Origin of the sequence: Shimia sp., assembly GCF_049116215.1 — a bacterium.
In the GTDB taxonomy this organism is placed as follows: domain Bacteria; phylum Pseudomonadota; class Alphaproteobacteria; order Rhodobacterales; family Rhodobacteraceae; genus Shimia.
On record NZ_JAGDZB010000001.1, the window covers coordinates 528,011 to 552,339 of the forward strand.

Below are 24,329 nucleotides of genomic sequence, written 5' to 3' on the forward strand. Positions count from 1 at the left end.
CCCCCAATGGCCATATCTGTCGAAACCTTCTTCCTCGCGCCCGGCTTTCAAGGCACGCTACAGGCGCAAATCCAGCAATTGATCGCCGAAGGCATCCTGTCCGGCCGCTTCCGTCGCGGCGAAAAACTACCGTCGTCACGCAAATTGGCCACCCACCTCGGCGTGTCTCGCATCACGGTCACACTCGCCTACACTGAACTGTTGGCCAACGATTACCTGACCTCGCGTGGCCGCTCCGGCTACTATGTCAGTGAAAACGCGCCGGTCCCGCCATCCTTTGATCCGCCCAAACCCCGTGAAGACCGCATCGATTGGACCCGCGCCTTGGGGCGTCGCTTCACAGGCGGCGACACACCGAACAAACCCAAGGATTGGGCCAACTACCGTTATCCCTTTGTTTACGGGCAAACCGATCCCAGCCTGTTTGACCACGCCAATTGGCGGCTGTGCGCGCTGCAGGCCTTGGGGCAAAAAGACTTCACTGCACTCACCTCTGATTACTACGACCAGGATGATCCAGAACTTGTCGAATTCATTGCGCGCAACACGCTCCCGCGCCGCGGCATCATCGCCCGCCCCGAAGAAATCCTGATCACACTAGGCGCTCAAAACGCGCTCTGGATTGCCGCGCAAATCCTGCTCACACAGCGTCGCACCGCCGCCATCGAAAACCCCTGCTACCACGCCTTGCGCGACATCCTGAACCAATCCCGCTGTCATGTGGACGCCATCAACGTGGACCGCGATGGACTTAACCCCGCGCTGATCCGGTCCGAAGCTGACGTTATCTTCACCACGCCTAGCCACCAATGCCCTACAACGGCCACCATGCCGATGGCCCGCCGTCACGCATTGCTGGAACGCGCCCGTGAGATTGACGCGCTGGTGGTCGAAGATGACTACGAGTTTGAAATGTCCTTTTTGGACGCGCCCTCTCCGGCCTTGAAATCGCTCGATACAGAAGGCCGCGTGATTTATGTCGGAAGCTTCTCAAAATCGCTGTTTCCTGGCCTGCGCCTTGGGTATCTCGTCGGCTCGGAAGCCTTCATTCGCGAGGCCCGCGCCCTGCGCGCCTCTGTCATTCGCCACCCCCCCGGCCACATTCAGCGCACCGCCGCCTATTTCCTTTCGCTGGGCCACTACGACGCCCTCATCCGCCGCATCCGCGAGGCCCTCAAGGCCCGCCGCGCCGTCATGCAGGACGCCATTGATCAATCAGGCCTGACCGTTGCCGGAAAAGGCGCCTTCGGCGGCTCATCCTTTTGGATGCAGGCCGGCGCAAACGTCGACACCGAAATCCTGGCAGAAGAGCTCAAATCCGAGGGCGTTCTCATCGAACCGGGCCATTCGTTCTTCACCAATGAAACACCGCCAAAGAACTTCTACCGCCTTGGCTATTCCTCGATTCCTTCCGAACGTATCCCCGAAGGTGTGGCCCGCATCGCCCGCACGCTTGGACACAGCTAAACTGGACACATTCGGCCAATCCATCTGGCCCTAACGTCAGATTGCCGCAGTTCGTACTTTCCTTGCAAAAGGAACGCCTACCGAAAGAGTCGGCGCAGCATGGAGTTTGCCTCATGAAAATGACCACCGAAGAAGCCTTTGTAAAAGTGCTTCAGCGCCACGGCATCGAGCATGCCTTTGGAATCATTGGCTCCGCCATGATGCCCATCTCCGATCTCTTCCCCAAAGCGGGAATCATGTTCTGGGACTGCGCCCACGAAGGCTCTGCTGGCATGATGAGCGACGGCTACACCCGCGCCACCGGCAAAATGTCGATGATGATCGCGCAAAACGGCCCCGGCATCACCAACTTTGTGACCGCCGTGAAAACCGCTTACTGGAACCACACCCCGCTGCTGCTGGTGACCCCACAGGCCGCCAACAAGACCATCGGCCAGGGTGGTTTCCAGGAAGTTGAACAGATGAAACTGTTTGAGGACATGGTGGCCTATCAAGAAGAAGTGCGTGACCCCTCTCGTGTGGCCGAAGTTCTCACCCGCGTGATCAGCCAAGCCAAGCGCCTCTGCGGCCCGGCTCAACTAAATATCCCACGTGACTTCTGGACCCAGGTGGTCGATATTGAGATCCCTGAGCCCATCGCATTTGAAGCCTCCTCTGGCGGAACAAATTCCGTGGCGGACGCTGCTGCTCTACTGTCCTCCGCCAAGAACCCAGTGATCCTGAACGGCGCAGGCACAGTGCTGTCCGAAGGTGGCATTCCAGCCTCCATCGCGCTTGCCGAACGCCTCGATGCGCCGGTTTGCGTGGGCTATCAGCACAACGACGCCTTCCCGGGCAACCATCCGCTGTTTGCAGGCCCGCTGGGCTACAACGGCTCCAAAGCAGGCATGGAACTCATCAAAGAGGCTGACGTTGTTCTGGCCCTTGGCACCCGCCTGAACCCTTTCTCGACCCTGCCCGGCTACGGCATGGAGTACTGGCCAGCAGATGCCAAAATCATCCAGGTCGACATCAACCCCAACCGCATTGGCCTGACCAAGAAGGTCGAAGTGGGCATCGTGGGTGACGCCGCCAAAGTGGCCACTGGCATTTTGGAGCAGCTTGCAGACACCGCAGGTGATGCAGGCCGCGAGGAACGCAAAGCCCGCATTTCCAAAACCAAATCCGCCTGGGCACAGCAACTGTCATCCATGGACCACGAGGACGACGATCCAGGCACAACCTGGAACGAACGCGCCCGCGCTGACAAGCCAGACTGGATGTCTCCACGCATGGCCTGGCGTGCGATCCAATCCGCCCTGCCACGCGAAGCCATCATCAGCTCCGACATCGGCAACAACTGCGCTATCGGCAACGCCTACCCCTCTTTCGAGGAAGGCCGCAAATACCTCGCTCCCGGCCTGTTTGGCCCTTGTGGCTACGGTCTGCCGGCTATCGTCGGCGCCAAAATCGGCCAGCCAGACGTGCCGGTCTGCGGCTTTGCCGGCGACGGCGCCTTTGGCATCGCGGTAAACGAACTGACCGCCATCGGTCGCGGCGAATGGCCTGCGGTGACCCAAATCGTCTTCCGCAACTACCAGTGGGGTGCGGAAAAGCGGAACTCCACTCTGTGGTTTGACGACAACTTCGTCGGCACTGAACTCGACACCCAAGTGTCCTATGCTGGCATTGCCCAAGCTTGTGGTCTGGAAGGTGTTGTGGCCCGCAACATGGACGAATTGACCGCAGCGCTGAACAAAGCCATCGACGATCAGATGAACCATGGCAAAACCACTTTGATCGAAGCCATGATCAACCAGGAACTGGGTGAACCTTTCCGTCGCGACGCGATGAAAAAGCCTGTTTCCGTGGCCGGTATCGACGCGGCTGACATGGTCAAACAGACCGGAAGCTGACCCATTGAAGCCGCTCCGCCAGATACTTGGTGCCGCCAGCGGCTCTGACAAAATCATCGCCCTTGCTGAGGGCGATGATCCCCGCGTAGCTGAGGCTGCGCTCATGATCCGCAAAGAAAAGGTCGCCCGCGTCCTTTTGGTGGGCGACCCCGAAAAAATCGCAGAACATCTCGCCAGTCAGGGCACGACCCCAGAGGACGTTGCGGGCGACATCGAGATCCACGACCCCAACACGTCACCTCTGATTGACGAATTTCGCGACACATTGGTATCTTTGCGAACGCACAAAGGCATGACACTGGATAAAGCCGCCGCGCAGGTCCGTCATCGCCTGACCTATGCGGCCCTTCTGGTGCAAACCGGCCGCGCCCACGGCACCGTCGGCGGAGCTGCCGAAACCACGTCCGACACAGTCCGCACCGCGCTCCAGATCATTGGACAAGCGCCAGATGCGGCGATGGTCTCTTCGTTCTTTTTTATGCTCTACTGCAAAGAGCACCACACCGTAAAAGGCGCGCATCTCTTTGCGGATTGCGGTCTTGTTGTGGACCCTGACGCAAATGAAATGGCCGAAATCGCTCGTGCCTCTGCCGCATCATACCGCGCGCTGACCGGCGAAACACCGCGCGTCGCGATGTTATCTTTCTCAACGGCTGGTAGCGCTGACCATCCCAAAGTGTCCAAGGTTGTGGCGGCAACGCATCTGGCCAAAGTCGCCGATCCTGATCTCATTATCGACGGAGAGCTTCAGTTCGACGCCGCCTTTGTGCCTGAGGTTGCTGCATCAAAGGCTGAAAAGTCTGCGCTTGGCGGCGCAGCCAACGTTTTTGTCTTCCCCAGCCTGAACGCCGGTAACTTGGGTTATAAAATCGCACAGCGTGTTGGTGGCGCAACCGCCATTGGTCCGGTCCTGCAAGGATTGGCAAAACCTGCCAATGATCTGTCCCGCGGATGTTCCGCGGAAGATATCCTGCACATGGTTGCCGTCACGGTCGCCCAATCTGACGCATTGGATCAGGCCGAAAAGGCACCAGAGGGGGCCGCATGACCCCCGCCCTCAAATCAGTCCAGCGCCAGCGTCACAATGGTCGCGGCCACAATATCCTGCGCGCTTGCACCACGACTGAGGTCGCAAACCGGTTTGCGGAACCCTTGCAGGATTGGCCCCAAGGCCTGCGCCCCGCCCAAGGCAACCGCCAATTTGTAGGCTATGTTGCCCGCATCCAAATTCGGAAACACCAGCACATTTGCATCACCGGTTCCCGCGCCCTTACGCGCGGCCACATCGGGGATCAGCGCGGCGTCACCTTGCACCGGCCCCGTGAAACCGCTCATCTCGGCCGCCTCGCGCACTTTGTCGACGCTGGCGCCCGCACCGCTGGTTCCGGTGGAAAACGACAACAACGCCACCCGCGCCTCGCCCAGCAACGCCTCTCCGCTGCGGGCCGAGGCTGTGGCAATCGCCGCCAACCCTTCGGCATCAGGATCAATTGTCAAACCACAGTCAGCAAAGACCAACGACCCGCCATCTGGGAAATTCATCAAGAAGAAGCTAGACGGCACGCTCACCCCATCGGCCAAGCCAATCGCCATGGATGCTGCTTCGATCACACGCCGTGTTGGCGCTTCAGCGCCAGCAGTCATCGCGTCCGCCTCACCTGCCGCAACCATCGCCGCCGCCCTATAAAGAGGCTTCTCCACAAGACGTCGGGCGATCCGCTCTTTCATGCCGCGCGTCTCGATCAGCGCCTGCATGTAGCGGTCCGTGTTATCACCAAGCGCCACAGGCCGGCAAAGGCCATCCCGATCCAACGCCCGCATGGCTTCGGCTGTGCGCGGTTCTTTGTGTTCGGGGAACACAACCCGCGCGTTTTTCGCCGCCACTTTGGCCGACAGCGCATCCATAAACTTCATGTATACCTCCGTATACGCAACAGGAGCCATCCGTGACCGAAAACGTCAAGATCAACCGCGGCCTCAAGGGCATTTATTTTGAGCGCTCTGGCGTCTCCCACATCGATGGCGCCAAAGGCGAGCTGTCCTATCGCGGCTATTCCATCCACGATCTCTCCACCCAGTCCACCTTTGAAGAAGTCTGCTACCTACTGATCCACGGCGAACTGCCCTCCGAAGCGGAACTGGCTGCGTTTGATGCCGATCTCAAGACCGCCCGCGAGCTGCCGGAACAGATCTACGACATCATCCGCGCCACCAAAGACGGCCATCCGATGGACGTGTTGCGCACCGCCGTCTCCGCCCTCGCCGCGCTGGAAGCGGACAGTCAGAAAACCGGCCCCGAAGCCTTCCTCTCCAACGGTCTACGCCTGACCTCTCAGGTGCCAATGATCATCGCCGCGCATGAAAACATCCGCAATGGACGCGACCCGGTGCCAGCTGACAAAACCCTCAGCCACGCCGCCAACTGGCTCTGGATGTTGAAAGGTGAAAAGCCGTCCGAGGACGCCGCCAAACTGGCCGATGTCGACTTCATCCTGCACGCCGAGCACGGCGCCAACGCCAGCTCTTTTGCCGCCCGCGTCACCATCGGCACCGACACCAACCTGCACGGCGGCATCGTGACCGCGCTCTCCACGCTCGCAGGCCCCGCCCACGGTGGCGCAGCCGAAGACGTGATGAAAATGGTGCAAGAAATCGGCACGCCGGACAACGCCGCCGCCTACGTTAAAGCCAAACGCAAAAACCGCGAGGCCGTGACCGGCTTTGGCCACCGCGTCTACCGCGCCGAAGACCCCCGCGCGCGCCACATGCGCGACGGCGTGAAAAAACTCGGTGAAGAAATGGGCGCACCAGAATGGTATGAAATCCTGCAAGGCGTGGTCGAGGCGATGAAGCCGTACGCCCGCCATGGCCTCAACGTGAACGTCGATTTCTATTCCGGCGTGATTTACCAGCTGCACGGCATCCCGATGGACCTCTACGTGCCAATCTTCGCCATTGGCCGTATGCCGGGCTGGATCATCCAGTGCATTGACCAACAGGAAAGCAACATCCTCATCCGTCCTCTGACGCTCTATAACGGCCCCGATATGCGCACTTACACCCCAATGAAAGGGCGTTCATGATCGACGCCCTGGCTCTGCCAACAGATCACTTTCTCTGGCTCACCCTGATTTGCTTTGTCGCCGGTATGGTGCGCGGATTCTCAGGCTTTGCCCTGTCGGCGGTGGTGATGGCTGTGGGCGTGATTTTCCTACCGCCCATCGCTCTGATCCCGATCCTGTGGTTTCAGGAAATGACCGCCTCGCTCCTGATGGTGCGCGGCGGCTGGAAAGAGGCCAATCACCGCACAGTGCGCGGACTGGTGATTGGCTCTGCCATCGGCCTGCCTATTGGACTGGCGCTCACCCTATCCTTGCCGGTTGAAACATCAAAACTCGTCGCTCTCAGCGTGATTGTTATCCTCGCAGCGACCCAGCTCACCAAACTGCGCCTGCCTTTCCTCGCCTCTCGCCCCGGTCTTTGGGGGTCAGGCGTCCTGGCCGGCATCGTGACCGGCCTTGCCCACGTCGGCGGCATGGTGGTGGCCCTCTACGTATTGGCCTCCAACGCCCCGGCCCGCGAAATGCGCGCTTCGCTGGTGCTCTACCTCTTTGTCTCCTCAATGGTCTCGCTGATCACACATCTATTGTTTGGCGTCATGACCAGCCAATCTGCCCTGCAAGGCCTGGCCCTCGCCCCCGCCTCAGCCCTTGGCGTGATCGCAGGGAAAGCCCTCTTCCGCCCCAATTGGGAGCCTTATTACAAACCGTTTTGCCTGTGCCTGCTGATTGGGCTCGCCACCCTTGGCATCCTGCGACAAGGGATTGGCGCATGATTGATCACGCTGACTTTGCGGCACGCACCCAACGCGTCCTTGACCTAAACACACAATCTGCGACAGCTTCTGCAAAGAAGGATTTCCGCGCGTGACCCAAGCAGACAGAACAAGCTCCCAAACCGGCCTCCTTACGCAGATCAAACTGCGCCTACGAGCGGATTTCGCCCGTTACTTCCCAGGCGTGGCCGTCGCCGTCACGGTTGCCGCCACCGCGCAGCTTTTGTCCGAGCACCACGGCGCACCAGCCATGCTGCTTGCGCTCCTGTTTGGCATTGCGCTGAATTTCCTGGGGGAGGAAGGCCGCACCGTTGAGGGCGTCGGATTTGCCGCCAAAACAGTCCTGCGTCTGGGCGTAGCGCTGCTCGGCGCCCGCATTTCCGCCATGATGGTCATGGAGCTGGGCTGGCAGCTGTTCCTGTTGATCATCCTTGGCGTGGTTGCCACCATTCTCTTTGGTCTCCTGATCGCCCCATTGTTTGGCCACAAGTGGCGCTTTTCCACCCTCACCGCCAGCTCGGTCGCAATTTGTGGCGCCTCTGCTGCTATGGCCATCGCCGCCATATTGCCCAAAGACGCCCGCTCTGAAGAGCGGCTGCTCTTCACCGTCATGGGCGTCACGGTTATGTCCACCATTGCCATGATCGCCTACCCGCCGCTGGTAGATATCTTCGGGCTCAACGATCAAATGGCAGGTGTGTTCCTCGGCGGCACCATCCATGATGTGGCCCAGGTTGCTGGCGCCGGTTTCTCCATCAGCCAGGAAGCAGGCGACACCGCCGTACTGGTCAAGCTGATCCGTGTTGCTATGCTGGCCCCGGTGGTTCTGATCACCTCAATGCTAATCCGCACCTTTGCCGAAGCCCCCACATCCGGCGAGCGCCCGCCAGTCTTGCCCGGCTTTGTGGTCGGCTTCCTCGCCCTCGCGGCACTCAATTCGCTTGGTTTCATTCCAGCCTTCCTGTCCGATCTGCTTGGTGAAACCTCCCGCTACCTCTTGCTCACTGCTGTCGCGGCTGTGGGCATGAAAACCAACCTCAAACAGGTGCTCGGCGTCGGCGGCGCAGCCATTGCGCTCATCTTTGTCGAAACCCTCTTCATCGCAGGCTTCATTCTCGCGGGGATTTACTTGCTCACCGGATAAACGCGCCCAAGGGAGGCCAGATGACGTTCCAGCAACCCGACCTCAACACCAGTCCAAAAGTCTCTGACGAGATCCGTCAGACGACCTGTTACATGTGCGCCTGCCGCTGCGGCATCAACGTGCACATGAAAGACGGCAAGGTTGCCTATATCGAAGGCAATCGCGACCACCCTGTGAACAAAGGTGTGCTCTGCGCCAAAGGCTCCGCTGGCATCATGCAGGTCAACGCGCCATCGCGCCTGAAAAAGCCCCTCAAACGTGTGGGGCCACGTGGCTCCGGCGAGTATGAGGAAATCAGCTGGGAAGAGGCCATGAGCACCGCCGTGGGCTGGCTCACCGAGCTGCATGAAACGGCCCCCCATAAACTCGCCTTCTTCACCGGCCGTGACCAATCCCAAAGCTTCACAAGCTTCTGGGCACAACACTTCGGCACCCCCAACTACGCGGCCCACGGCGGCTTCTGCTCGGTGAACATGGCTGCTGCGGGCATCTACACCATGGGCGGGGCGTTCTGGGAGTTTGGCCAACCGGATTGGGATCACACCAAACTCTTCATGATCTTTGGCGTGGCAGAAGACCATGACAGCAACCCAATCAAAGCGGGCATTGGCAAAATCAAGGCCAATGGTGCGAAAGTCATCGGCGTGAACCCAGTGCGCTCCGGCTACAACGCTGTGGCGGATGAATGGGTTGGCATCACCCCGGGCACCGACGGGCTGTTCATTCTCGCGTTGATCCACGAGCTGATGAAAGCCGGCAAGATCGACCTGCATTACCTCGCGCAATATACCAATGCCGCTGTGCTGGTGGACGCCGAAACCGGCCTTCTGATGCGCGACGCGGATGGCAAACAACTGGTCATAGACCGCACCACCGGCAAACCGACACCGTTTGACCAAAAAGGCGTGCGCCCCGATCTCTCGGCCACCTACCGCCAGGCCGGTGTCACCCATCGTACAGTGATGCACCTGATGGCCGAGAAGTATCTCGACCCGCAATACGCGCCAGAAAACGTGGCCGAGAAAACCGGCATCTCCGCCCAAAAGATCAAAACCATTGCCGCCGAACTGGCACGTGTCGCCTTTGACGAGGCCTTTGAGCTGGAGCAGGAGTGGACCGACTTCCGTGGCGAAACCCACAAAACCATGACGGGCCGCCCGGTCAGCTTCCACGCCATGCGCGGCATCTCTGCGCATTCCAACGGCTTCCAGACCTGCCGCGCCCTGCACGTGTTGCAAATCCTCTTGGGCACAGTCGAAGTCCCCGGCGGCTTCCGCTTTAAGCCGCCCTATCCAAAGCCAGTTGAGGCGCACCCAACGCCCCACGGCTACGGCCGCCCCGGCAAGCCACTCGCGGGCCCACACCTCGGCTTCCCGCGTGGGCCCGAAGACCTGCAAATCAACGAAGACGGCTCCGCCTGTCGCATCGACAAGGCCTTCACATGGGAGAACCCCATGTCGGTACACGGCCTGATGCATATGGTCATTTCCAACGCCCACGCGCAGGACCCCTACCCGATCGACACGCTGTTCATGTACATGGCCAACATGTCGTGGAACTCTTCGATGAACACCTCCGGCGTGATCAAGATGCTGACCGACCGCAATGACGACGGCGGCTATCGCATCCCACGCATCATCTACTCCGATGCTTACAGCTCCGAAATGGTCGCCTATGCCGACCTGATCCTGCCCGACACCACATATCTGGAGCGCCACGATTGCATCTCGCTTCTGGACCGCCCAATCTGCGAAGCAGACGGCGCGGCAGACGCGATCCGCTGGCCTGTGGTTGAGCCAGATCGCGACGTGCGCGGCTTCCAATCGGTGCTAATCGAACTTGGCGCTCGCATCGGCCTGCCACACTTCCTCAATGAAGACGGCACACAAAAGTGGAAGGACTACGCCGACTACATCGTGAACCATGAACGCCGCCCCGGCGTTGGCCCTTTGGCAGGCTTCCGCGGTGACGACGGTGATCAATTTGGCCGCGGTACAGTGAACCCTGAGCAGCTCGACAAATACATTGAAAACGGTGGCTTTGCGATTGAACACGTGCCAGACGCCGCGCGCTATATGAAACCCTGGAACCAAGACTATCAGGATTGGGCGGTAAAAATCGGCCTGTTTGACGCCCCCCAACCTTACCTGTTCCAGCTCTACGTAGAACCCATGCGCAAATTCCAACGCGCGGCCGAAGGCCAGGGCGACATCCAACCGCCAGATCACATGCGCGACCGCCTCAAGGAGGTCATGGACCCGCTGCCGATCTGGTACGCCCCGCTGGAAGACAGCTGTGCCGATCCGGACGAGTTTGACGTGCACGCCCTCACCCAACGCCCAATGGCGATGTATCACAGTTGGGGCACCCAAAACGCCTGGCTACGCCAATTGCATGGTGAGAACCCCCTCTACCTACCGACCAAGCTCTGGCAGAAACACGGCTTCACTGAGGGCGACTGGGCGCGTGTGACCTCGGTGCATGGCGAAATCACCGTGCCTGTGGCCCATCAGGCGGCGCTCAACGAAAACACCGTCTGGACCTGGAACGCCATTGGCAAACGCAAAGGTGCCTGGGCGCTATCCGAGGATGCGCCGGAGGCCAACAAGGGTTTCCTGCTCAACCACCTGATCCATGAACTGCTGCCCCCCAAAGGCGACGGCTTGCGATGGGCCAACTCGGACCCGATTACCGGCCAAGCTGCGTGGTTCGATTTGCGTGTGAAGATTGAAAAGGCCGAGGCCCAATGCGAAAGCCAACCGGCCCTTGATCCCATCAAATCACCGGTCCCCCAAGGCCCGGACCATTTGGAATGGAAGGTGGGTAAATGAGACATCAAAGCCTCAAAATACGCACCTCCGCGATACAGTCGCAATACCGACGCAATACCGACGGGGCAAAATGACCGATTTACCTACCAAAACCGACCGCACCCTCGGCCTTGTGATTGATCTGGACACCTGCGTCGGCTGCCACGCCTGCGTGATCTCCTGCAAAGGCTGGAACACCGAAAACTACGGCGCGCCGCTGAGTGACCAGCGCCCCTACGGCGCCGAGCCGATGGGGACCTTCCTGAACCGCGTACACAGCTATGAAGTCCAGCCAGAGCAGGGCAGCGCGCAAACCGTACACTTCCCAAAGTCTTGTTTGCATTGCGAAAATGCCCCCTGCGTAACCGTTTGTCCAACTGGCGCGAGTTACAAGCGCGTCGAGGACGGCATTGTGTTGGTCAACGAAGACCACTGCATCGGCTGCGGCCTCTGCGCCTGGGCCTGCCCTTACGGCGCTCGCGAGCTGGACCAAGCAGAAGGCGTGATGAAAAAATGCACCCTCTGCGTAGACCGCATCTACAACGAAAACCTGCCGGAAGAGGATCAAATCCCCTCCTGCGTCCGCACCTGCCCCGCCGGCGCCAGACACTTTGGCGACCTCTCAGATCCAAACTCTGATGTCAGCCAACTTGTTGAATCCAGAGGCGGATTTGACCTCATGCCGGAAATGGGCACTTTACCAGTGAACAAATATCTGCCACCGCGCCTCAAAGATTCCTGGGACGACCAAAGCCTTTTGGCCCCGCTTCTGGAGCCCGTCGCCGAAGAACCCCAAGGCTTCCTTGGCTGGCTCGATAAAGCCCTCGACAAACTGCCCGGAGGGACCGCCTGATGCATCCAGCCCCATCCGTCATCGTCTTCTCAACGCTCTCGGGCCTTGGCTTCGGCCTCCTGTTCTGGCTTGGCATTGATCCCACGCCGCCAACCGGCTTGTCAGCTTTCATATTCTTTGCAGTGGCTTACGCGCTTTCCGTGGGTGGCTTGATCTCCTCAACCTTTCACCTCGGACATCCCGAACGCGCCTGGCGCGCGCTCAGCCAATGGCACAGCAGCTGGCTGTCGCGCGAAGGCGTCAGCGCCGTGCTTGCCCTGCTCACTATGGGCATCTACGCCATCGACCTGATTTTCTTGCAAATTCATGCCACGGCATTGGGCCTGATCGGCGCAGCCCTATCGCTGTTCACCGTCTTCACCACCTCAATGATCTACGCCCAACTGGATACTGTACCGCGCTGGAAAACCCCTTTGACGCCAGCACTTTACCTGAGCTTCTCCCTGGCTGGGGGCGCACTGCTTTCGGGTCGTGTGAATATGGCGATCCTGCTCCTGGTGATCGCTGCGATATTCCAGTTCATTTGGTGGCAACGTGGCGATGCGGCCTTGTCTGACAGCGGCACAGATCTCGGCACAGCCACCGGCCTCGGCGAGCGCGGCACCGTGCGCTCCATGGCGCATCCCCACACCGCGCCCAACTATCTGGTAAAAGAGTTCATCTACGTCATTGGCCGAAAACACGCACAAAAACTGCGCCGCATCGCCTTTGCCCTCACCTTTGTGCTGCCCATCATTTGCTTGCTGCTGCCCTTCAGCCACGTCTTGGCAATCCTCGCAGTCCTCAGCCACGTCGCGGGTGTCGCCACCTCGCGCTGGCTGTTCTTTGCAGAGGCCGAGCACGTAGTCGGCCTCTACTACGGCATGCGTTAACGTGCCTTCCCGCGCCAGGTGTCCAGCCAGGCGCGGATCCGCCCCCGCTTTTCTGCAAGATTGTCCCCGGCCGCTTCCAAGCTGTCACCCATGTCCTCAAGCACCGGATCAATCCGCGCCTGACGGAAGCGGCACCAACGCACGTAAATCGCCCAAACAAAAGCAAAAAACACGGTCAGGATCAAAATATTCAGCCACGGAATGAAAGTTGCATCTGGGCTGTCCACCGCCTTCACACCCACCGCATTTGGATAGATCGACAGGAACTCATTGCGCCAGCCATAGTGTTTGATCGCCACCCATTGCGGGTCGGCAGAGCTCGATTTCAAGTCCCCCGCCTCAGCCTGCAAATTGGAGGTATCAAACTTGAAATAAGGTGGCCAGCCTGCCGAGGTATCCTCATTGCGGTAGACCATCACCTTTTCATTGGGGAACTTGGTCTGAATGAAAAACACATCGCGGTTCACGTTGCCGGTTGCATTGCCGCTGTCCTCTTTGGCCCAAAAAATCGAGTTCTCGCCGAAATCAATCCGCTTCTCATAGGTGTCGGTGACCCGCACCACATCGTGCTGCGGCAGCGTGTAGTGAAAAAACGCTGCCACAAACAGCCAGAACAGCGTCCAGAAACCCCATTTCACATAGACCATTCCTTGGTCCCCCTAGTGGAAATTCATAAAGTAGATCAACGCGATCACGATCGTCACAGGGATGATATAGACACCCCAGATCAATTTGCGACGCAAAGAGCCGTCATACTCCGTCAGCCCCTGTTCAATAAAGGCGTCGCGATCGCCGCTCATACCCTCATTGTCCCATTCCGCTTCCAGCTTATCTCGCCGTTTGGCGCGGGAATAAAGCGAGAGACAGATATAAATGATCGTCAGCACAACAAAGCCGACAACCCCCAATCGCCACAATCCGCCCATAGTCTACCTCCTCACCGCGCCCCACGGCCCAACCCGCGCGATCATATCCTCTGATGCCCGCCGCGTCACACGGGGCATCTCCAAAGGCGCATCAAAGCCAAACAGAGCTTCGCGCGCGCCCACTTTATCGACCTGATACTCCCGCTCCAGAAAATCTGCCACAAAGCTTTTCTTGGTCTCCGACCAGCCCTGATAGAGACGATAAAACACCTCTTTGTGACAGATAAACAGCTGTCGGATGTCCTTGGGCGCCAGCTCGGCCAACAGCATGTTCACCAGATCACGGTGATCCGTGTCCGTGGCGCGCAACGTGTAAAAATACGCCGGGTGATCGCTGGTGATCTTCGGCCATTTGCCGTCACTTTCGGCCCAATCCACCATCTTGCGCAGCTCGTGGTATTCGGGCGGCAACTGCTCCGCATGGTTTCTGGCCAAACGGCGAATGTCACTCCGTGTGGCTCCGGTCAGGTCCACGCCAGCCTCTTGCGCCGCGTCCACAACGATGAAATCCATCTTCTGGCGCAAAATCGCCGCGCCATCTACGCCCCGCGCCTTCACAATCGGCTCTGCCAGATCGTTGTAGTCCAGAAACTTCGCAATCTGATTTCGGTCTTTGAAATCGAAAGTGTACTTGATCGGCAGCTTGCCCAGTTCCGCCTTGTCGCCCGCCGTGATCACAGCTGGATGCGCCAACCCGCGGAACAAATACACCCCGCCAAAATGTGCGGTCCAGAAATCCTGCTGATCAAACTTCATTTGCTTCAGCGTCACCGGGTTGCGCGTCACATCACCGGTGCGTTTGGCCAGAGTGATCATGTCCGCAATCAGCACATCGTCAAACCAGCCGTCTTCTTCCTGCTTGAACCGATCCGCCAACTCACCCAGCTTCTCCGCATCGCGCAGCGTGCCCTCGGTTGTGTCCGCCTCAATCGTGACCTTGCGAATGTCCATCAGCTTACTGGGCTGGCTGACGGAAAACACCGAATTCACCAACTCACCCGCCACCGCATCCCGCGCGGTCAGGGCAAAGAGCTGCGGCTCGTTTTCCTCAATGAAATGCCGCAGAATATCGCGGCTGGTGGAGAACTTGATGTTCAAAAGCGGCGCGGATTTCTGGTCCGTGGTCAGCAGGATGAACTGCCGGTTGCAGCCCCCGTGGTTGAGGTAGAGATGATCGTCCAACTCATCGCCAATCTCCGGCGAATAGCCCGAAACATCGATGTGAAAATCGGTGAGGTCGGTGGTCTTGCCCGTCAGATGTTTCAGTGCACGATTATAGCGCTCCACCAATACCGGCGAGGCCACCTCGATCAGGTTGCCAAACATCAAGCCGCGTTGGATCAGTCTATGCATCTTGTTCTCCAAAGCATTTCGAAGCGAATGACCGCTTGTGGTCGGGATTTACCAGTCTGTTAGTTGGCAAATTGTCGAAAAGTTCAAAGCTCTTAAGGTACGGATGAAAATTGCTACCCCGTTCGGTAAGAGCATTATAAAAAAGTATCAAAAGTTCATCGTCCGAAAACAGGGCCCGAACCAACTTCCTATGTTTAGCTTGGACCTCAGGAGCCTCATGTAAAACACGCAACATGTTGTATACGTATCTAAAATAGTGGCTCAAATCCGAGCTGTGCCTTTTAAACATTTCTTCATAGCGCGCTAGTGTCGCATCCAACGGCTCATCATAGGAAAAAAGCCGATCGCCCAAAGGCATCTCTTTCACTTGCCTGTAGAAGAAACCAAAGCAGTCTCGCCCATAGTAAATGGCCGGCTTGCCGATGCCTTTTTCTTGAATGTCCAAGCTATTAACAATCGAGTTCAAACTCGTAATCATTTCAAAAACAAAGTTGTCAAAATTCTGAGTCGCACTGGTATTGGCTAACGCTTTGGTTGCTTCCTTTTGCCCGCGCATCTCCAAGCGTGTAAGTCGTAACTCTTCGCGCTGCGCGGCCAGTTCTTTACTCTGCAACATCACCGTCACGATGATCCAAAGAAATGCTAGAGCCCCAGCGATACCCGCCAAGGTATCGCCAATTTCATTCGGCGGAGCAGTTAGGAATGACCAAATGCGCCACGACCAGTCATCATCCGTTCTCTGGGGCAAAAAGGCAAAAACCGCGATCCCAGCCAAGAAAAGCTTGGTACTCCCAATGCCAATAAACAAGGGATTTCCACGCCTTGCTCCAACTCTTACTAATCGAGTTTGGCGCTTCACCCATTCCAACACTTGCTTGAAAAAAAGAGACGATTTCTGAAAAATGCCTTGAGCCATCACCGTTCCCCCGCCGCAATGTCCTGCCCGCGCCGCGCTTCTACGCCCTGCGCTTGGCCAAACCAGACCAGCGCCAAAATCGGCGCCCAAACAATTGCCGCCATCAATGACAGCCGGAGGTGCATCCAAAAGGCTGTGCCAAGCTCCGGCGAGGACCCAAGCGCCAATGCGTGCACACCACGTGTGTAGGTCAACACATACGACATCAAAAAGCCGACGCTCAGCAGAAATATCACCGTCCTGAACATCCCTCGAAACACGTCACCATGCGACCGTGTCTCCCGATCAATCACAAGCCGCGGGATCAGCACAGCCAGCCCCCCGAGCACAATCAACGGCAGTCCTGTATTCAGAAACCCGATGCTGTCGATCACAAACACTTACGCTTTGCCCTCCAGATACCGCCGCTTCGCCGCCTCGGACCGCTGCATGTCGCGCACCATATTGGAGATCGCGACCTCGTCGGATTTGTCGGCATAGCGGAACTCGCTGTCCGCATAGCGGTTGATCTCCTGCACCACCATGTCGGTGGTGATCGGCACCCGCAGCTCGTTTATCATGGCCTTCTTTATGTCGTAGTCTTTGGCCAAGAACAGCTCTGGATTTTCCATCCAAGCGTCCGGCAATTCAAAGTCCATCGCCCGCACCTTCACGGCATCGGTGATGTTTTTGATTGCGCGGCCAGTAAAGCGCGGATCGGCCTCCTGAATGGCCTTCAGATAGGTGCCCATCTTTGCAACGGTGTCGAGCTCGCCCACTTGCCCATGCACCTTGTCAAAGACGTTGAGCAGGCCTTCCTCATGCGGCTGATTGTGGCTCTCAAAACTCGCCGCCACAGCTTTCTGAATCGCCTGCGCTTCAAAAAGTTCATGATCTCCCAGCGCAATGTCATGGTCCTTGCCCATCAACAGCGCGAGAATGTCGATGTAGTCCTCCCGCGTCTGCGGCCCATCCACCAAAAACCGTGCCCCGGCCCGTTGGCGCAGCGCATCGTCCACGTTCTCCGGATAGTTCGAAAACATGCCAAAGGTACAGTTGCCGCGCACCACGGTGTTGGCGCCTGCAAAGGCCTCCATAAACACCGCCGTGACCTCCTGCTGCCCGGCTGAGCTCTGCCGATCCCCACGTTTGCCTGCAATCTGGTCGATGTCATCAATTGTGCCAAAGCCAATCACCTGCGGGTCGAGCACATTCTGCACAAAAGCCTTGGCATTCTGCCCCGATTTACCCTGATAGCTGTCGATATTGTCGATGCCAAAGTTCTGGTATCGGAAAGCATAGCCCGCGACCTGACAATAGTCGTTGATCAGCCCCGCCATCATTTGAATGAGCGTGGTTTTCCCGGTCCCCGGCGCGCCATCGCCCATGAAGGTGAAGATGAATCCGCCCAGCTCCGCAAACGGATTGAGCCGCCGTTCAAAGTCATAGGCCATCAGCATTTTGGCCAGTTTCATCGCTTGATATTTGGCGATGTGGTTGCCCACAACTTCGTTGGGTTTCTTGAAGGTCATGGTGAGCGTCGAGCCCTTGGCAGCCCTCGCTGGCGTAAACCCGTTGATGGTCAGATCGTCGGCCTCAACCTTCCAACTCGCGCCGACAAAAGCCCCCAACTGCGGCGCGTTCTGCGCCCGTAAGGCCACCTTCTCCATCAACTGTTCGGCAAACGCACAGATACAGGCGACCAGCCGGCCCTCATCGCTGACCAGCGCAGCGATATCCTGATCCAGCTCCCACAACGCGCCGTGCAGCGCCAGCTGCGCATTGTCGGTCAGCACCTCCTCAACTTCGCCCACCTCAACCTGAGTCTCGCCCAGCAAAGGCGCCAACAGAAACGATGTTGCATTGGCAAAAACATAAGAGACCGCCAAAGCCCCCGCCGCCAACAGCTCCGAAAACGCGGTCTTCTTATCCGCGTCCAGCGACCCCGCCAGATTGTCCCGCTTCAGATCCTCCAGGCCCGAGGCCTCGGCAAAGTTCTCACCCACCGCCAAAGCAATCGCCAGCGCCCGTCGCAGCCCATGCAGCACGTTGGCTTGTACAGGGGACACCAGAGGATCTTCCCCCCCCGCGCCTTCGATACGTTCCACCAGATGCACGCCTTCCGGCCGCGCGGTTGAGCGCGTCACCAACCCCGGCGTGGTGCTGCGAAAGCGTCGCCTCGTGCCAATCCCGCTGGAGCGCTCCGGCGGCGCCACAGGATCCTTACCTTTGGCGATCCGCGGCGTGTGATCAAAGCCATCCAGCATCCCCACAGCCGCGTCGTAATGCTTGCGAATATCCTCTTCGCGCAGCTCCATCTGATCACTTGTCAGGCTCATCTAAATCGTTCCTCAAACTTCTTCTGGCAAAAAATGCTCGCGCCGCAGGCTTGGCCCGCAGGGCCAATTCAATATCTCAACACCCGCCCCTGCGGGCTCACCACATATTTTGTCACGCTGCCAAACCCCGGTGGGTTCAATTCCTCAAGCGCCTGAAAGGGCCGTTGCGGCAGGATGATCGCGCGCTCCATGCTGGTCGCTCCGGTGTCCACGCCACGTCCGGAAAACGGATCAAGTGCAAACACTTCACGCTCCACTGTACCAAACCAGCCAGAGCGTTCGTCCTGCACCCGCTCGCTCACCAAATCTTCGGTAGTCCAGGCCAACGTCCAGTCTTCGCCATCCGGCGCCCGCGCAGCCTCTAGAACTTCACGGATGGGCCCGCTCTGCTTCGTGTAAGCGCTCGAATACATCGGCCCCACGTGAATGCGCCGCAGCCGCTTTGGATGCAGATCGTCAAAACTTTCATCAAAGCCCTTGGCAATGGTCACCAGTTTCAGACCCCCAACCGCCTGGCCCATCAGATGCGCCTGCACCTCCGGCCAGCGCCGCTCATCTTTGGGCAAAGCCCGCCGCCCGGTATCCTCAAGATCCATCAGGTAAATCGTCGGCAGGTTCACCTGGCTGTCATAGACCGCCCAATGCAGCAAATACTTGCGCCGCCGCTCCGACAGGTTGCCCTGCCAGCGCACCTCCGGATGGTTCTGCGCCCAAAAAAGCTCTCCCTTCAGCAACTCCTCATAGTAGAGCCGCTGACTCAGCGCGAATTGCAACTTGGTCGGGATCTCCTGATCGCCAATGATGGCGCGCAACATGTCATCCTTTAGCTGCTCTGCGCTCGGCATATTGCGCAAATGGCTTTCGGCCTGCTGCGCGTCATTGGCCATGACCAGCAGTTCGTTGAACACAGGAAAGCCGCTTTCCACCGCGTCCATCGCCAGACTGCCAAAGAACTGCCCGGTCTGCCGACCTACCAGCAGGTATTTCATGCTCAGCGCTTTGAAAGTGTAGCCAATCGATGCCAGATAGCGCGTGAGGATCTCCACCTCGTTCTGCCCAATTGCCCCCTCAGCCGCCCGCGCCGCCGCGACCTGTGTGAGGTGCTCAGTGATACGCTCAAACTTCTGAAAATACCGCCGCGACGCGCGAGTCTCCATCAGAGCGGTGTGGTCTTTGGTTGTGTCGTTCATTCTAGTCCTTTGAGACACCAGACATCATTTTCATACTGAATTCTGCCCGATAGAAGCCCCACGCCTCTTTGCCAGTTGAAAGCCAAGCCAAGTCGCCCACCAGGCAAATGCAAACGCTAACCCAATCAACGAATTGGGTACGCCAAATAGTCGTTCAAACTCGCCGGTGTCGGCCACAACGTCCCAGCAGAAGGCCCCGGTAAATAAAAACAAAGTGGGCCAAGCGACTTTCGGCCCAATTGCCCAGTCTAAGAAGAATTCCCAAGCGTATTTCATCACGCCCCATACAGGTTCTTGTCGTGCTTCTCGACGATCTTCTGGAACCGCCGGGCAAAGCGTTCGTCCGCCTTAGCCTTCGCCTCCAATACATCGCGAGCGAACACCATGTGTTCCTCATGGGCTTCCATCATGTCCGCCATCTTCTGATTGGTCGCCGTGCCAATCGCCGCCATAGACGCCTGCGCTTCTTTGTCGGTCTCCACGCCAATCTCGTTGATCCGGTGCGCGATGTCCTGCTGCTGCGCGGTCTTTAAGGATTTGGTCAGCGCATCGTAGAGCACCACGCGTTGCTTGGTGTCTGTCTGCAACTTGTTGATCAGCACCATCTGCGTCGCCGCTTGGTTTTGCAGCGAGTCGACCCAGGTTTTGCCTTTCTCAATATAACGCTCCAACGTCTGGCTCTTAGACAGTTTCACCTGCTCCTGTTGCACCAGCGCGTTGTAGGCCTTGTTCAGGTCGGCCAGCTCTGTTTCCAGCTTGGTCCGCGCGGCCGCGTCCTGCTCCACCGCAATCTTATTCTCGATCTCAATGATCTTGGGATCCATGCCCAAAATCTCCGCCCGCAGGCTTTCCAACTCACCAACCGTGAACTCGCGCTCATCTAGCGTCTCGCTCAGATTAGCTTCAACCTTCACCTTCTGCTCTTCCAGAACAGCCAGTTGGCTTTCCAACAGCTTGGTGATTACGTCGGACTTGGCAATCAGGTCTTGCAGCTTGTCATCGATATTGGCGGTCTTGATCCGTTCCGCGCGCATGGAGTCAGATTTTCCGCGACTAAAGACACCAACAAAGCTCTCCCAGCCAGTTTTGTCCCGCATCTGGTCAAAGTCTTTGGAAAACGCCGCAGTTACGTCATCAAGCCCCATGATCAGCTCAGCGATATTGGCGTTCATCACGTCCGTATGCGCATGCACATCGTCCAGTGTCGCGTTCTCGATATCAATCGCAACATCATCGCCGGTTTTCATCTTCGCCCGCGCCGCATCAATGCGCCCGGTCAACTCGGCAATCTTGCTTTGTGCTTCGGCCACCTGCGCTTGTGACTCACGCACTTGGGTTTCAAAATCCGCCATAAAACACTCCCTATTTCCAATATGTTGAGACTGATATGAGGAATGTTACTTCCATTTACATCGATCTCAGATTCAATTTGGGCAGAGTGTTGCAAATGTGCACGGCAAAAGAAAGGGCTTGCTGAAGCGCGCCCGCATTTCGCGAGGTTTTGGCCACGTGATCGCGCAGCCAAAACCTAAAACTTCTTACATTGCCTTAGCCAACGACGTTGAACTCCGGCCCATAGGGGTAGCCGGTGATGTTCTCATTGCCATCGTCGTTGATCACCAGGATGTCATGCTCTCGGTAACCACCGGCGCCTGGCTGCCCATCTGCGATGGTCAACATTGGCTCCATGGAAATAACCATGCCCGGCTCCAAGACAGTCGGAATATCTTCACGCAACTCCAACCCGGCTTCACGTCCGTAGTAATGGCTCAACACGCCAAAGCTGTGACCATATCCAAATGTGCGGTATTGCAGCAGGTCGCGTTCGGCGAAGAAATCATTGATCTGCTCCGTCACTTCGGCACAGCTCGCCCCGGGCTTCAGCAGGGAAATCCCCAACTCATGTGCGCCAACGTTGGCCTCCCAGATTTTTAGGCTGGCATCATCTACCTCGCCGACAAAAAGCGTGCGCTCTAGGGCTGTGTAATATCCGGAAATCATCGGGAAGGTATTGAGCGACAGAATATCGCCCCGCTGCAACTTGCGCGCGGTCACAGGGTTGTGCGCCCCATCGGTGTTGATACCCGACTGGAACCAGACCCAAGTGTCACGATACTCCGCGTCAGGAAACCGCTTCGCAATTTCCAACTCCATCGCGTCCCGACCAGCCATCGCCACGTCAATCTCCCGCACACCTTCTTTGATGGCATCGCGGATCGCATAACCGCCAACATCCGCCACCGCCGCACCGGCTCGGATCATCTCGATCTCCGCCGCGCTCTTGTGCATCCGCTGGTGCATGGTGGGTTCATACAGATCAACAACTTTGGACGGAGCCAAGAAGCTCTCCAATTTGCCTTGCTGCAGCAGGGTCAGGTGATCGCCCTCAATGCCAATCACCGCACCGCCACCAGTGATCGATTTGATCGCCCGCCAGTAGTTGTCGCGCTGCCAATCGGTATAGGTGATGTTGTCGCCATAACACCGCCGCCAAGGCTGCCCTGCGTCAATGCCAGCGGAAATGGTCACACATTCGGTTGGAGTCACCACCACCGCATAAGGTCGACCAAAGGCGCAGTAGGTGAAGCCAGAGTAGTAAGACACATTGTGCATGGACGTGAACACAGCCGCGTCGACACCGTGCTCAACCATAATGGCGCGCAAACCGGCCACGCGGTTGGCATACTCAGCCTCGGCAAATTGCAACGGCGCTTTCTCGCCATTGTGGAAACGATAGAATTCTGGACGTGCAGTCATTTTGACCTCCGATCAAAGAGGTCCCGGCGTTCAGGACTGGAAAGAGTGGTGCGCATTCCGGCTAGGAATGTGGCGACGCCATCGCCAATGCTGCTGACACTCTGCCAAATCCTCTGACACAGGGACAAGCAGAATCCGACACAGATGTATCAACCGCGACCTTGCGCCTAAAATTCACGCGCCTACTGTGACCCCAACAGGAGGCAAACAATGCAGACCGGACCCAAGAACCTGATCACCGATGTCGCCGGCTTGCGTGTCGGCAACGCCCAGAATGACCAGATCAAAACCGGCACCACTGTGCTGGTCGGCGATGCGCCATTCACCTGCGGCGTCTCTGTGATGGGAGGTGCCCCTGGCACCCGTGAAACCGATCTTTTGGCGCCCGACAAAACCGTGCAACAAGTCGATGCACTGACTCTGTCCGGCGGCTCTGCCTTTGGTCTGGACGCGCCATCCGGTGTTGCAGATGCGCTCCGCACCCAAGGCCGGGGATTCCCGGTCGGCGATCAAACCGTCCCGATTGTGCCCGGCGCAATCCTTTTTGATCTGCTGAATGGTGGTGACAAGAACTGGGACACCAACCCCTACAAAGCGTTAGGATCCGCAGCTTTGGAGGCCGTGTCTGAGGACTTTGTGCTTGGCTCTGTCGGCGCAGGCACGGGTGGAACACTCGCAACTCACAAAGGCGGGCTTGGCTCAGCCAGCATGGTGCTCCCATCGGGCCACACAGTGGGCGCTTTGGTTGCTGTGAATGCCCTTGGCGATGCATCTCCGGATGGCAAACACTTTTGGGCCGCCCCTTGGGAAGTGGACACCGAGTTCGGCGGCAAAGGCCTCATGCCTTCCGCTCCCAGCGCCTTACCCAACACCAAACTCTCCAGCCACAACACCACCATCGCCATTGTCGCAACTGACGCCGATCTAACCCAAGCCCAATGCACCCGAATGGCCACCGCCGCCCATGACGGCATGGCCCGCGCGCTTGTGCCGTCGCACACACCGATGGACGGTGATCTGATCTTTGGCGTCAGCACAAACGCCAAACCATTGGACAACGACATCGCCGACACGCTTTGGCTTGGCCACGCCGCTGCCACCTGCCTTGCCCGCGCCATTGCACGGGGCGTTTGGCATGCCGCCCACAAGGAAGGCGACACGCTTCCCTGTTTTCGTTCCTAGGAAAACAACATCCGCGCCATACCGCTAACTGGGTCAGCAAAGGCGTCAATCACATCAAAATGATGCTTTCCGCCCGCCACAACCAAGTCACACCTCCAGGCCTCGGACAACCATCTGGCTTGATCCAAAAATACAGGCCGCTCCGCAGCTCCTACCAACACGGTCACATCAACACCGGCACGCGGCACCTGCCACATCGGGCTTTCCGCATCTGCTTCCGCCGCGTCCAGGTGCAGCTTGTCATTCATCGCGGTTTTCATTAGGGGGCGTAGATCGGCCAGAGGCGAAATCGGCACAACACGAGACACCCGCGCGGCAACTTCTTCCGGCAATACCCCGTTGCAAATCATGCGCGCCACAAGGTGCCCTCCCGCCGAATGCCCAGCCAACACAATTGGCCCCTCAATCAGCTCCGATGCTTTAACCACGGCCGCTGAAATCTGGCGGGTGATATCCGAAATCCGCACTTTTGGCGCGAGGTCATAAGTCGGGAGCGCAACTGCCCACCCGTGTTCAACCGCAGCCCGCGCAAAGTGGCTCCAGTAAGACTTGTCAAACGCCATCCAATAGCCACCGTGTACAAACACCAGCAGGCCCTTGGCGTCCCCGTTTGGCCGGATCAGATCAAATTTGTGCCGCGCGCCGTCCCCATAAGCAACATCCACTTCGATATCGCTCGCTTCCCGAAAAGCAGCAGCCTCATTTGCCCAGCGCGGTGGATAGTCTTCTGCGCCGTCAATGTAAGCTCCGTTGGAATATGCGTCGTCCCAGTCCATAGTTTTCTCCCCAGATCACCTCGGCACTCTGGGCG

Annotated in this window: 21 protein-coding genes; 10 read left to right on the forward strand and 11 right to left on the reverse strand. The window is 58.1% G+C overall.

The features are described from left to right. Positions 1 to 6 precede the first annotated feature (6 nt). The 3 genes from JXR15_RS02535 to pta all read left to right on the forward strand — a co-directional run bounded on the left by JXR15_RS02535 (position 7) and on the right by pta (position 4,410). Complete coding sequence (locus JXR15_RS02535; RefSeq protein ID WP_422051667.1) at positions 7 to 1,467, forward strand: PLP-dependent aminotransferase family protein; 1,461 nt, start codon at positions 7 to 9, stop codon at positions 1,465 to 1,467. A 113-nt stretch (positions 1,468 to 1,580) separates the two neighbouring features. Continuing rightward, positions 1,581 to 3,362 carry a sulfoacetaldehyde acetyltransferase gene (xsc, locus tag JXR15_RS02540; RefSeq protein WP_422051668.1) on the forward strand — a complete coding sequence of 594 codons (1,782 nt, stop codon included), beginning with the start codon at positions 1,581 to 1,583 and terminating at the stop codon, positions 3,360 to 3,362. 4 nt (positions 3,363 to 3,366) lie between these two features. Continuing rightward, the gene (gene pta / locus JXR15_RS02545) at positions 3,367 to 4,410 is read left to right on the forward strand and encodes a phosphate acetyltransferase (protein ID WP_422051669.1); all 1,044 of its coding nucleotides are present in this window, start codon (positions 3,367 to 3,369) and stop codon (positions 4,408 to 4,410) included. A gap of 14 nt (positions 4,411 to 4,424) precedes the next feature. Here pta and JXR15_RS02550 read toward each other — a convergent pair whose 3' ends face one another. Then, positions 4,425 to 5,276 (reverse strand): phosphate acyltransferase, encoded by an 852-nt coding sequence (locus JXR15_RS02550; RefSeq protein ID WP_422051670.1) that lies wholly within the window; start codon positions 5,274 to 5,276, stop codon positions 4,425 to 4,427. 32 nt (positions 5,277 to 5,308) lie between these two features. Between JXR15_RS02550 and JXR15_RS02555 the strand changes: the two genes are divergently transcribed. From JXR15_RS02555 to JXR15_RS02580, 6 genes are all read left to right on the forward strand, one after another. Beyond that, positions 5,309 to 6,445, forward strand: coding sequence for a citrate/2-methylcitrate synthase (locus JXR15_RS02555; RefSeq protein WP_422051671.1), 1,137 nt, complete (start codon positions 5,309 to 5,311; stop codon positions 6,443 to 6,445). Beyond that, a complete protein-coding gene (locus JXR15_RS02560) occupies positions 6,442 to 7,197 on the forward strand; it encodes a sulfite exporter TauE/SafE family protein (RefSeq protein WP_422051672.1) in 756 nt (251 codons plus the stop codon). The genes JXR15_RS02555 and JXR15_RS02560 overlap by 4 nt, the downstream gene beginning before the upstream one ends. Before the next feature lie 139 nt (positions 7,198 to 7,336). Beyond that, positions 7,337 to 8,341: a YeiH family protein gene (locus tag JXR15_RS02565; RefSeq protein ID WP_422052236.1), complete on the forward strand. Its 1,005-nt coding sequence runs from the start codon at positions 7,337 to 7,339 to the stop codon at positions 8,339 to 8,341. Positions 8,342 to 8,361: 20 nt separating this feature from the next. Next, a complete protein-coding gene (locus JXR15_RS02570) occupies positions 8,362 to 11,172 on the forward strand; it encodes a molybdopterin oxidoreductase family protein (protein WP_422051673.1) in 2,811 nt (936 codons plus the stop codon). 70 nt (positions 11,173 to 11,242) lie between these two features. Continuing rightward, on the forward strand, positions 11,243 to 12,004 hold the full coding sequence (locus JXR15_RS02575; RefSeq protein WP_422051674.1) for a 4Fe-4S dicluster domain-containing protein: 762 nt from the start codon (positions 11,243 to 11,245) through the stop codon (positions 12,002 to 12,004). Beyond that, complete coding sequence (locus tag JXR15_RS02580; RefSeq protein ID WP_422051675.1) at positions 12,004 to 12,876, forward strand: dimethyl sulfoxide reductase anchor subunit family protein; 873 nt, start codon at positions 12,004 to 12,006, stop codon at positions 12,874 to 12,876. Before JXR15_RS02575 ends, JXR15_RS02580 begins: the two co-directional genes overlap by 1 nt. Here JXR15_RS02580 and JXR15_RS02585 read toward each other — a convergent pair. The 9 genes from JXR15_RS02585 to JXR15_RS02625 form a co-directional block, all read right to left on the reverse strand. Continuing rightward, on the reverse strand, positions 12,873 to 13,523 hold the full coding sequence (locus JXR15_RS02585) for a DUF1523 family protein (protein WP_422051676.1): 651 nt from the start codon (positions 13,521 to 13,523) through the stop codon (positions 12,873 to 12,875). The genes JXR15_RS02580 and JXR15_RS02585 overlap by 4 nt on opposite strands. 12 nt (positions 13,524 to 13,535) lie before the next feature. After that, a complete protein-coding gene (locus JXR15_RS02590) occupies positions 13,536 to 13,802 on the reverse strand; it encodes a hypothetical protein (RefSeq protein WP_422051677.1) in 267 nt (88 codons plus the stop codon). A 3-nt stretch (positions 13,803 to 13,805) separates the two neighbouring features. Continuing rightward, complete coding sequence (locus tag JXR15_RS02595) at positions 13,806 to 15,155, reverse strand: DUF6638 family protein (RefSeq protein WP_422051678.1); 1,350 nt, start codon at positions 15,153 to 15,155, stop codon at positions 13,806 to 13,808. Beyond that, positions 15,148 to 16,071 (reverse strand): putative phage abortive infection protein, encoded by a 924-nt coding sequence (locus tag JXR15_RS02600; protein WP_422051679.1) that lies wholly within the window; start codon positions 16,069 to 16,071, stop codon positions 15,148 to 15,150. The genes JXR15_RS02595 and JXR15_RS02600 overlap by 8 nt, the downstream gene beginning before the upstream one ends. After that, positions 16,071 to 16,451, reverse strand: a complete 381-nt coding sequence (locus JXR15_RS02605; RefSeq protein WP_422051680.1) for a hypothetical protein — start codon at positions 16,449 to 16,451, stop codon at positions 16,071 to 16,073. Before JXR15_RS02605 ends, JXR15_RS02600 begins: the two co-directional genes overlap by 1 nt. After that, the gene (locus JXR15_RS02610) at positions 16,452 to 18,389 is read right to left on the reverse strand and encodes an ATP-binding protein (protein ID WP_422051681.1); all 1,938 of its coding nucleotides are present in this window, start codon (positions 18,387 to 18,389) and stop codon (positions 16,452 to 16,454) included. A 68-nt stretch (positions 18,390 to 18,457) separates the two neighbouring features. Then, positions 18,458 to 19,579, reverse strand: a complete 1,122-nt coding sequence (locus JXR15_RS02615) for a hypothetical protein (RefSeq protein WP_422051682.1) — start codon at positions 19,577 to 19,579, stop codon at positions 18,458 to 18,460. 275 nt (positions 19,580 to 19,854) lie between these two features. After that, a complete protein-coding gene (locus JXR15_RS02620; RefSeq protein ID WP_422051683.1) occupies positions 19,855 to 20,931 on the reverse strand; it encodes a hypothetical protein in 1,077 nt (358 codons plus the stop codon). 196 nt (positions 20,932 to 21,127) lie between these two features. After that, entirely contained in the window at positions 21,128 to 22,336 is a 1,209-nt protein-coding gene (locus tag JXR15_RS02625) for an aminopeptidase P family protein (RefSeq protein WP_422051684.1), read from the reverse strand. 210 nt (positions 22,337 to 22,546) lie between these two features. On the opposite strand from JXR15_RS02625, the gene JXR15_RS02630 reads away from it, so the two are divergent. Then, positions 22,547 to 23,518, forward strand: coding sequence for a P1 family peptidase (locus JXR15_RS02630; protein WP_422051685.1), 972 nt, complete (start codon positions 22,547 to 22,549; stop codon positions 23,516 to 23,518). Here JXR15_RS02630 and JXR15_RS02635 read toward each other — a convergent pair. After that, complete coding sequence (locus JXR15_RS02635) at positions 23,515 to 24,294, reverse strand: alpha/beta hydrolase (protein ID WP_422051686.1); 780 nt, start codon at positions 24,292 to 24,294, stop codon at positions 23,515 to 23,517. The two genes, JXR15_RS02630 and JXR15_RS02635, sit on opposite strands and share 4 nt — an antisense overlap. Positions 24,295 to 24,329: the final 35 nt, after the last annotated feature.